The organism is Neobacillus drentensis, assembly GCF_036965645.1.
In the GTDB taxonomy this organism is placed as follows: Bacteria; Bacillota; Bacilli; order Bacillales; family Cytobacillaceae; genus Neobacillus; species Neobacillus drentensis_D.
The window spans coordinates 1-9,453 of record NZ_JBALPZ010000219.1 but is presented as its reverse complement, the minus strand read 5'-3'; the positions used below and the strand labels follow the sequence as shown (position 1 = coordinate 9,453).

The 9,453-nt window shown below is 35.7% G+C and carries 12 protein-coding genes; 10 read left to right on the top strand and 2 right to left on the bottom strand.

Annotated features, from left to right (window positions below):
* Positions 1-99 precede the first annotated feature (99 nt).
* The 8 genes from V7266_RS28750 to V7266_RS28715 all read left to right on the top strand — a co-directional run bounded on the left by V7266_RS28750 (position 100) and on the right by V7266_RS28715 (position 5,254).
* Positions 100-693, top strand: a complete 594-nt coding sequence (locus V7266_RS28750; RefSeq protein WP_335472631.1) for a hypothetical protein — start codon at positions 100-102, stop codon at positions 691-693.
* A 148-nt stretch (positions 694-841) separates the two neighbouring features.
* Positions 842-1,117 (top strand): hypothetical protein, encoded by a 276-nt coding sequence (locus tag V7266_RS28745; protein WP_335472630.1) that lies wholly within the window; start codon positions 842-844, stop codon positions 1,115-1,117.
* A gap of 78 nt (positions 1,118-1,195) precedes the next feature.
* Positions 1,196-1,531 carry a YolD-like family protein gene (locus V7266_RS28740; RefSeq protein WP_335472629.1) on the top strand — a complete coding sequence of 112 codons (336 nt, stop codon included), beginning with the start codon at positions 1,196-1,198 and terminating at the stop codon, positions 1,529-1,531.
* A gap of 815 nt (positions 1,532-2,346) precedes the next feature.
* Positions 2,347-2,517 (top strand): helix-turn-helix transcriptional regulator, encoded by a 171-nt coding sequence (locus tag V7266_RS28735; protein WP_335472628.1) that lies wholly within the window; start codon positions 2,347-2,349, stop codon positions 2,515-2,517.
* Positions 2,518-2,554: 37 nt separating this feature from the next.
* Positions 2,555-2,716, top strand: a complete 162-nt coding sequence (locus V7266_RS28730; protein ID WP_335472627.1) for a hypothetical protein — start codon at positions 2,555-2,557, stop codon at positions 2,714-2,716.
* A gap of 58 nt (positions 2,717-2,774) precedes the next feature.
* Positions 2,775-3,476, top strand: coding sequence for an HNH endonuclease (locus V7266_RS28725; protein ID WP_335472626.1), 702 nt, complete (start codon positions 2,775-2,777; stop codon positions 3,474-3,476).
* 110 nt (positions 3,477-3,586) lie between these two features.
* Complete coding sequence (locus V7266_RS28720; RefSeq protein ID WP_335472625.1) at positions 3,587-4,843, top strand: DEAD/DEAH box helicase family protein; 1,257 nt, start codon at positions 3,587-3,589, stop codon at positions 4,841-4,843.
* A 171-nt stretch (positions 4,844-5,014) separates the two neighbouring features.
* Complete coding sequence (locus tag V7266_RS28715; RefSeq protein ID WP_335472624.1) at positions 5,015-5,254, top strand: hypothetical protein; 240 nt, start codon at positions 5,015-5,017, stop codon at positions 5,252-5,254.
* 658 nt (positions 5,255-5,912) lie between these two features.
* On the opposite strand, the gene V7266_RS28710 is transcribed toward V7266_RS28715, so the two are convergent.
* Positions 5,913-6,953: a DUF6236 family protein gene (locus tag V7266_RS28710; protein WP_335472623.1), complete on the bottom strand. Its 1,041-nt coding sequence runs from the start codon at positions 6,951-6,953 to the stop codon at positions 5,913-5,915.
* A gap of 393 nt (positions 6,954-7,346) precedes the next feature.
* Between V7266_RS28710 and V7266_RS28705 the strand changes: the two genes are divergently transcribed.
* Positions 7,347-7,961 carry a recombinase family protein gene (locus tag V7266_RS28705; RefSeq protein WP_335472622.1) on the top strand — a complete coding sequence of 205 codons (615 nt, stop codon included), beginning with the start codon at positions 7,347-7,349 and terminating at the stop codon, positions 7,959-7,961.
* Between the two features lie 56 nt (positions 7,962-8,017).
* On the opposite strand, the gene V7266_RS28700 is transcribed toward V7266_RS28705, so the two are convergent.
* Positions 8,018-8,170 (bottom strand): hypothetical protein, encoded by a 153-nt coding sequence (locus tag V7266_RS28700; protein ID WP_335472621.1) that lies wholly within the window; start codon positions 8,168-8,170, stop codon positions 8,018-8,020.
* An 826-nt stretch (positions 8,171-8,996) separates the two neighbouring features.
* Here V7266_RS28700 and V7266_RS28695 point away from each other — a divergent pair.
* Positions 8,997-9,269 carry an HU family DNA-binding protein gene (locus tag V7266_RS28695; RefSeq protein ID WP_026568621.1) on the top strand — a complete coding sequence of 91 codons (273 nt, stop codon included), beginning with the start codon at positions 8,997-8,999 and terminating at the stop codon, positions 9,267-9,269.
* The last annotated feature ends 184 nt before the right edge of the window (positions 9,270-9,453 follow it).

The window sequence follows — 9,453 nt, the reverse complement described above, 5'->3', positions numbered from 1 at the left end:
GTTCTCTTCTACTCGACTAATTTAAGAAGGAAACGGTCTATCCAACGTCGAACTTAATTACATAAAAACTAACTTTTTTATTAATTAAAGGTGGGGCATATGGGAAGAATTCCAATTGGACCAATTATTGAAGGTGGAAAAAAAGCAGGAAAAATAATTAAAGAAAACCACAAAGAAATTACGGCATTTATAAGTTTATTGAGTGCTGGAGGAAAGGTAATAAAAGAAAATACTGTTAAGAAAAAAGAATCAAACAAAACAGAAGAAAAATTGCCTCATAGGAAAGTGCGTTATAATCAATATAAAAAAATACTAATGGAATTGGATAGCCAAAACAGAAACGAGCTTTTTCAATATATACTTGAAGTAGAACAATTTATTCAACAGATAAAAAATGAAGAAAATAAGGAACTGGGAGTAAAAAAGCCTATTCATAAAAATAGAATTAAAAATTGGAATGATATTCTTATTCAAATTAAAGATAAAATGAATGCAAAAGATTATCTTGAATTTATTAAAATTTATAACAACCCAAATTATCATAGTGAATATTTTAAAGGTTTTGAGCGTGTTGTTGAGAAATTTAAAAAACTAAATAATCGAGAAAAATATGATGATTTATTGAAATATATTGCAGAAATAACAAATAGGAGCATTGAACAAATCAAAAAGGATTTTTCACTAACCGACTAAAATAATGGCAGTTTACTCCTTTTTACCTTTAGCATTCGAGATGCAACGTGAGATGTCTAGGTTCAACAACGTCAGCCTTATGGTTGGCGTTTTTTTTATGGCAAATTATTTAATTTCACGCATATAATTTAGCGGGAGGCGATGTTTATTGGGATTTAATGATTATAACCGTAAACATTCAAAAAAGACTTTATGGGACGAAGAATTAGATAGCGAAGAATCACTCATTGAGAAGCTATACAACGCAAATGTAAATAACCTTACACCATATTTTGATCCGAATTTTTCACAAAATGATTACAAACGTAAAAAGTATAAATGTGACCGTTGTGGTAATGAATTCGAGAATAATGGAACCGAATTATATCAATGTAATCTGCATTGTAGAACGTGCGCACAAGGTATAAACCATTACGACAGGTAATCAGGCTTAGTCGTATTTTTTTTTTACTAACATCGGGAACATTTGTTCGTATGTAATAAATGTAAAGAAGGAGATTGTGTGGCGATACGAGACCGTGGTAAAAAGAAGTGGCAGTTCGCCTTTGGCATGCCAGAGTTAATTAAGTCACAGAGAGATTTGTGGCGAGATACGGAACGAATGGCGAAGCCGATTATCGATGAGTACGAAAAGGAGGAGTTTGACCAACGTATATGTTATGCGATGGAGTATAACTTAGCCATAAAGCTAAAGGTATGGAAAGATGGATTTACTACAGAAATTATCGGTTCCGTTTACCACGTTGATCCGATTTCACATGAGGTACATATCGAAATAAGGCCTGGAGAATTTGAACGGATTAAATTTGAGGATATCATCGGAGTTAATGTAGATTAACGATATAGTTCGTAAAACTGTGGTAATTAACCGTATGAAACAATCTGAAGTCTATTAAGATATGTAAATTATATAAATTGCAGACGCAGCCATTTAGGTTGCGTTTTTTTGTTTTTTATTTTCTATTCCACCCTGCTCGGTTGAGACCCCTATTGTATTAGTAAGTTGGTTGGGAGTTGATTTGGATTGTACGTAACAAAAAAATTTAAAAAGAAAATCGACACTGACGACATTTCTGACCCTTATCTAATCATGAAGTATCTAAGATTGATAGTCGGATCATAAAAAAATAGGTTTTTTGATTTTTCTCGGCTCTGTAAACGATTTGGACCCGTATCTACATATGAAGACGGGGGTGAAGGCGAATAAGGGAACGGTTAAAAATTACAATCTGTTCAAAATTACTAATTAATACACTGCCAAATAGAAACATGGCATCTATTGAATTTTTTTTAATTTTGTAGTCTACGGTAGCTGGTTGTAGTCCCTATTTTAATTATGAAAGACAAACAATGGGTAATCAAATGGCTGTGCTTAATTATGAAAATAATTCGTTACAGACGTCGAATTGTACCCGTATCTACATATGAAGGTAGGAGGTGACGGGTGAATGAGAAACGGTCAGAATTACAATTCTTGTAAAACTACTACTTATATACATTACAAAACGGAAAATACGGTCAACGCATTTTTTGAAAAAATTTTTTTATTTCCGTATCTACGATAGATGACAATATCCCCTATTTTAGAGGTGTAAAGCAAAAAGGGTATGACAAAAGCTTTTAAGGAGGTGAAGATGGTCGAATGGTAACAGTTTGAACTTGACGAAAAATGAATTAGCGGAGCGAATGGGTGTCAGTGCTGGCTCAGTATCTTCGGTTGAGAACGGAACGAGCAGGATTACATCTGAATTCGTTATGAAGTTCAAACGAGCCGTAGAAATTACTGATGCGACCTTAAATGATATTCAATATCTACTAAGATAGCGGAATAATATTAAACAACATATTAGGTGGAAAAGTTATGACTAAACAATCTAACCAAATAACGGAAGAGCAATTTAGAGAAATTTGTAAGGAAGCAGGAGTAACCACAGATGAATTGATCGTAAGAAATGGTCAAGAGTTTTTTACGGTAGAAGGCATAAAGAAATTACGATTTTATTTATTACTCATGGTGATTTAGTAGGCGCCTGGAATTCTCATAAACTATTAAAACGAATGCAAGGGCAGGAGGGAGAACAATGATAAATAGTACTCAATGTAAAAACAAATTCACAGAGGAGCAAATTCAACAGTTACAAGAGTTGTATTCAACAGGTGACTGGACGCAAAAACGTTTAGCTGAGAAATTTGGTGTAGCTGAACATCAAATAAAAAAGGCTTTAAAAGGAATCGTTAAGCCTAGACCAACGATATATCAACGATTTGAAGCAAAAAGGGTTGAAGAAGAGAATGGTTGCCATGTGTGGATTGCGAGTACCGACAAGGATGGATATGGGTGGTTCAGAACAAACGGTAAGTCGTTACGATCGCATCAAGCTTCGTATCAACTGTACAAAGGAGAAATACCTAAAGGGAAGAAGGTCCGTCATATTTGTGACAACCCTTCCTGTGTTAATCCAGATCATTTAATTTTAGGTACACAGAAACAGAACAATCAAGACAAAATTGATAGGTATCGTCAACCTTGGCAATATAATGCCAGCGAGTATCTGGAAATGCGCTGTATGAATCAAATTGGTCTCTCGGAGAATGAAATTGCTGAGCGTTATGGCATAAAGATGAACACCCTTAAAAGTCGATTAAAAGACATGGCTAAGACTAGTGATGATCCGTTTGAAGATAATGTCTTTTATTACAGAGATAGAGCCATTCATGAAGAAGCAGAGAAGTACAAGGATAGTAAACCTATGGAGATTGTAATCGATAGGATAATTGAATGATTTTGTTAACCTTATTGGCGGGTTTCTAGATGGTACTTTACTGATTCATCAGAAGGCCGTCTACTTTAATTTTATTTTTAATGTGGGTAGAACAGGAGATTAGCAGAAAAATGAGTAAAATTGTTAAGGTTATCGACAGCATGATGGGAACGGGAAAAACTAGTTACGCTATTCAGATGATGAAGGAAGCGGACATGAACCAAAAGTTTATCTTTGTAACGCCTTTTCTTAACGAGGTTCAACGTATTAAACAAGAAGTCACCAATAAAGATTTTAAGGAGCCTAACGTAACTCACGGATCAGGAACTAAACTTGAGTCGTTGAAAAGACTGATTGCTAACGGTGAGGACATAGCAACTACGCACTCCTTGTTTGCAATGGCAGATGAAGAGTTGATAGATTTATTACGATGGGAGAATTATACATTGATAGTTGATGAGGTCATGGACGTTATATCTATGCTTCAAGGATTAAGGAGAGACGATATTCCTGTTTTATTGGACAGTGGACTTATTAAAATTTCTGAAGAGAATCAAGTGATATGGCAAGCAGATCCCACCTTGGATACAAAGTACAACATTGTCAGGGACTATGCTTTAGCTGGAAATCTATATGCTGTTAACAACACTGCATTCGTTTGGAACTTTCCAGCAAAGATATTCGACCTTTTCGAAAGAGTGTATATAATGACATATATGTTCGATGGTCAACTTCAAAGATATTACTATGATTTGCACAATGTAAAGTACGATTATTTCTCCGTGGTCAGAGAAGGGAACAGATATCAGTTGCAACCTAAGTCGGAAATTATAGAGGATCGTTCACGATTAAGAGAATTTATCCATATCTATGAAGGAAAATTAAACGAAATTGGCGAGATTAAAAACTCCTTGTCCAAAAGTTGGTTTGAGAATTCACACAACTGTGTAAAGGTTAAGCGATTGAAGGATAATCTGTACAATTATTTTAGAAACGTCCAAAAGGCAAATGCCGATAGAATTCTGTGGACCACGTTTAAGGACCATTCTAATAAAGTTAAAGGCAAAGGCTTCAGTAAAGTGGAGTCGGAGAATAAAGTTAGTGGAGATGTAGGACTAGCATGTTTTACCTCGTTCAATTTACGTGCTACCAACAGATACAGACATAAAGAAGTCTTAGCGTTTTGTTTAAACCGTTTTATGAATCCTATCGAGGAACACTTTTTCTTGCAACAGAACGTCAAAGTCGATGAAGACTTATTGGCATTGTCTGACCTGTTGCAGTGGATATTCCGCTCTGCAGTTCGAGATGGCAAGCCCGTCCATATCTATATCCCAAGCCGTAGAATGCGTGATCTGCTGAAGAAATGGTTGAATAACGAATTGTGAATTTTAATCGACAAATATTGTTTTTTGGGGCCTGAGCGCACAGCTCGGGTTATTTTCTCGTATGCAGACTACATTGAATAATGTATAAAAAGAGTAGTTGTACAAAATTGACTGTTGAAGGAAGGTAGTTTAATGGTAGTTGATTTAGCACGTTACAAATGGCGTAAAAGATTGCTAGAGTCACGTAACGAAAGTGTTTACTATCTAATAACCGACAAAAACGGGGTAGCAGATGAAATTCTTTTTACGTTCTCTGACGGTGTATGGGAGATAGGAGTCGACAATCATAGTCTGAGAACGGATGAATTTTCTAATGTCGACTTAGCTGCTGATTACATTATATCTTTGGGAGTGGAAGAATACGATTCACATTTAAGTATAGTAACGTGTAACCCAATGTCTACTTATTAGCCGTTTAGCAAGTAGACCGTGCTAAAATCGTTTGAAAACACAGTCGTATCAAGGGTTCAAGACGTGTGGGTCTTAAGAGGAAGTATATGACGTAATAACCTTCGCCTGACGGCTCTGTGATGTAACCAAAGCTTATCAGCTTCAGTAACATCAAAATAATAACTGTTATATTTTATTAGAAGACTGCGTTAGCAGGATTCAACTGAGCGTCAGCGAGGTTTACTACGTCGTGATGATTAAATGATTATTCGTTAAAATAACCAACCAAAATTATGTCATTTTAATGATGTAGTTAACCGAGTTAATCGATAGTATCCTTAAATTCCTATGTTAAGGTACAGGATGAATGATTGACGTTTGGAGTACAATTATAAGGTATATTACACGGTTTAGGTCGTACTCCACTTGATGCATCTTGGCCGAAAATGACGTTTCTGGAAACCTTGGGGTCTACACATCAACAGTTCGACAATCTTTATGTACCAAGCGTTTTGAAGGTATTGTAAACATGTTTTTAAAGTTAATTCTCTTGCCAGTATGACATTAAAACAATAAAATAAGATCCTGCTGTATTTCAACGAGGAAATTAACGATGAAGTCGGCGACACAACTACATTCCTATATATAAATATAAAGATTATAACTTTACACTAATGTTTTATTGGGATTGAATCCGCTCACGATGATAACCCAACTCCTTATGGGCATGAAAAACATATGAAAAAGGAGATTCAGATTCTTTTTTTAGTAATGCTTGACGTGCTCCAATGTAACTAATACCTAAAGTAATGGCCATGGCTGAGAGATTTGGATGTGAATTTAAAAGGTATGGTAAAGTCGTTGCTCCAGCAAACAAAGCAGGAGTTTTTGTATTTAATAAACTTTTAATGGAATCTAAGGTGAAAGAAATTTTAGATTCATTAAGCAACCTTGACACCAACTGAAGCTCCTTCTGCATCTTTGTGTTGAATAATTCCAAATAGTGGTTAACTTCTTCCCTGGATTTTGAATTTGCTAATTTTTGTTGAAAGTCTAGATATTCAACCTTAAAGGCCTGAAGCTCTGTATTCCTTTTTTTCTTGAATTTGATTATGTCTTCTATGGAGGTATGTGTGGATGGTACTGGTAAACAATTCATTAGTTGCACATTTGCTACCTGATAACCCTGTTGTTGGTTGTCTGACATATTAAAAATTATTTTTTCACAGATATGGTTGTCAGTACTAGGAGTATATGCATACTTAACACCTAAATATTTTGCCAGAATACCAAGGTATATAGTTGCAACAACTTCGGACATAGCAAACCTATCATTCTTTTCTTCTATATTTTCAATAAGATTATGGTTCGCAAGTTCAAATACTGCAAGGCTGGAAAATTTGTCCATGGAGATTTCGGTTTTGCTGGAAAAAGAGTTTTCATTAAGAAACTTTTGTAGTGAATCACTTAAAATATAATTCCTTAATTCTTCTTCAAAATTACGTCTATCTAATTCATTGTCTTTACTTCTTAGAAAATCAACAGGTGAAATAGGTTCAAATTCTCCATTTTCTAAGAGGAGTTCGATAACAGGATCGTAATGATATCTAATGCTTTCTGGTATTATGCTCGCTATTTTATCAGAATAAAGCAAGACTCTTCGCAGCCAATAATTGTTTGGCACCCCAATTCTAGGATAGTATAAAATTTTAAATCCCATCCAGAAACCTCCTAAATTAATATTTCATAATGTTGAAATTTTAAAGTACTACCCTATTCTATCATTTACACCATTTTTTAGTAAATATTAGGGGGGATATGTTTATGATCATGAGCAGTAACCGTGAAAAATTATTTTTTCCAAAGTTATATTGATTATCTTTTGTACCACAACTTAAAGGCTTGAATTTCTTGAATTAATATTTGTATGTAAAGGTATACAAATACGAACACTTTTGAAACAGCCGTCAAACTCGCATTCTTCCGTTTTTATCGTTGTTCGTAAAAGTCAAAAAGAGAATTTACGAATATTCGTTTATGCTATATACATTTACGAACACTTTCGATATACTGGAAACAATTACATATCGGTGGTCGAGAGGAGTACGGAAATATGGACAATCGTAAATTCGGATACATACGTGTTAGTAGTAGGGATCAAAACGAGGCTCGTCAGCTACAGTCTATGAAAGAAGTTGGCATTAGCGACAGGGACATTTTTATCGATAAGCAGAGCGGAAAGGATTTCAATCGGGAACAGTATCAATCGCTTAAGCACCATTTACGTGCTGGAGATATCTTGTATATTCACTCGTTAGATAGATTTGGTCGGAATAAGGAAGAAATATTAAATGAATGGATGGATATTACAAAAAACATTAAAGCGGATATTGTCGTTCTTGATATGCCATTATTAGATACAACGAAATACCAGGACAGCTTAGGAACGTTTATTTCTGACTTGGTACTGCAGATATTATCGTGGTTAGCGGAAGATGAACGAGAGCGGATCAAGAAACGTCAGCGAGAGGGTATTAATGCTGCAATTAAAAATGGGACACAGTTTGGTAGGCCAAAAGCGGAAATAACAAATGCTTTTATTTCAGTGTATAGAGAATGGAAAGCAGAACGTATAACAGCTACAGAAGCAATGAGGAGAGCGGACATGAAGCGGACAACGTTCTATAAGTTGGTAAAAGAATACGAGGAATGCCTGGCGAGCCGATAGTTGGTTCGCTTTTTTTTATTAAATAACGGATCAAAAGCGGGAGGGGGGCTACCCTATCACAAAATCGACCCTATATGCATATTGACACTTGCCTGGCGTAACGTAGACTTGATCATGATATCTCGAAATCCTTGAAATATCGTGATCGTGACACTAAGTAACCAGACAAATCGGACGCTAACGGCTACAGTAAGAATCGACCAAGTCATTTTGCCACCATCATCGGTTTCTCCTCTCACACTTATAACCGTGCTGTTCTCTCCGATCCCTGTTAGGTTAACTCCGAACACTGTAGCGGGGTTTGCTGTACTTGTGTTACTCCCATTCCAATCACAGACACACCAGTTTTACGACAGCAGGCGATCACATGCTTTGATCGTAACAGTAAGAGGAGATGTTGAAGAATGAGGGGACGAAATTCTAGTCATCGTCACAGGCGGATTCTCATCTGATGGCAGTTCACTAGATGTCTCAGAAATGACCATGTTCTTCCGACACGAAGACTTCGTAGTTTTTTATGACGATCACCATCATCACGACCATGATGAAAGCAGCAGCTAACATTTGAATAAGCAGGTTAGACCGTTTCTAGCGTACAGAGCAGGCTTTTTTTTTGTGGACAAGGGGGGTACCCTATCACGAACAAAGCCCTGATGCCATATCAAACTATGCCTGATGTAACGTACATATGGACGTCAAATCTCGAATCCTTGCCGATTTGGAAAGAAGAGATGCCCCCGTTTCCGTAAAATCAGTCGGTTCAAATAGCTAAATCAATCAAAAAAATTTTTTTCGGAATCAGAAATCTCGGGGGTGTTGATAAACTAACTGGCATTTTAGTTAAAGTGAATTATTTGGAAAAACAGAGAATAATGCATTTTATTTCGCCAAAATCCAGTTTTAATATTAATCTTCATGAAAAAGCAGGAATATACCTTTCTTTTATCTAATCTTATTTAATGACAAACATGTAGAACATATGTTATGTTTTTATCCCTACATAATTTAAAAATAAAAAAGAAGAGGTGTTTGAATATGAATAAAACAGAATTAGTGAATGCTGTTGTAACACAAACAGAGTTAACAAAGAAAGATGCTGCAAATGCGGTCGATGCATTGTTTGAAACCATCTCTAATACACTTGCAAAAGAAGAGAAAATCCAGTTGATTGGATTTGGCACATTTGAGGTGCGTGAGCGTGCAGCTCGAACAGGTCGTAACCCACAAACTGGTGAAGAAATTCAGATTTCTGCTTCAAAAGTTCCAGCTTTTAAACCAGGCAAGGAATTAAAAGAAGCTGTTAAATAAGTTTGTATAGTTCTTAAAGAATTGGCTCTAAGGTATGATCCCTAGAGCCTTTTTGTGTTTGAAATAGAGTGTTTATTCAGGGAGGCTTTCTGGTCTCACGGCAATATTATTAAAGAGATCAGGAGGAATTAGAATACTTATCAAAGTGAATTGTGAAGATTTTCACTTAAACTAAACCAGCTAA